Genomic DNA, 352 nt, shown 5'->3' with positions numbered 1-352 from the left:
ACGGCTGGCATTGATAAGGTGGCGCGGATTAGCAATCTTATTGCCGTCTGATTTGATGGCGTAATGACTTAGCCCCACATCAAGCCCCCGTGATATTTGATATCAATGTTGGCTTTGCCGGTGCTTCTACCCCCGTCATCACAGAGTAGTGACGCATAGTATTTTCCGGTTGCGCTGCGACTCAGTGTGATACTTTTCAGCGCCCCCGTAATTTCACGATGTAAACGCGCTTCAATCGGTGCGATTTTCGGGATTTTTATCGCGCCATCAATGACTTTGATCCCGACACAATGATAGCTAGATTGTCTGCCATGCTTACTTTTAAACGTGGGAAAATGGGCTTTTAGTTTCG

Annotated in this window: 1 pseudogene; it reads right to left on the bottom strand. The window is 47.2% G+C overall.

Features of this window, described 5'->3' with window-relative positions:
* A pseudogene (locus tag BHE89_RS22645) lies at nt 1-352 on the bottom strand (RNA-guided endonuclease TnpB family protein); the annotation flags it as partial.

This window comes from Shigella sp. FC1967 (assembly GCF_001743005.1).
GTDB lineage: Bacteria > Pseudomonadota > Gammaproteobacteria > Enterobacterales > Enterobacteriaceae > Proteus.
The sequence above is the reverse complement of the archived record's forward strand: the minus strand, read 5'-3'. Positions and strand labels throughout refer to the sequence as shown.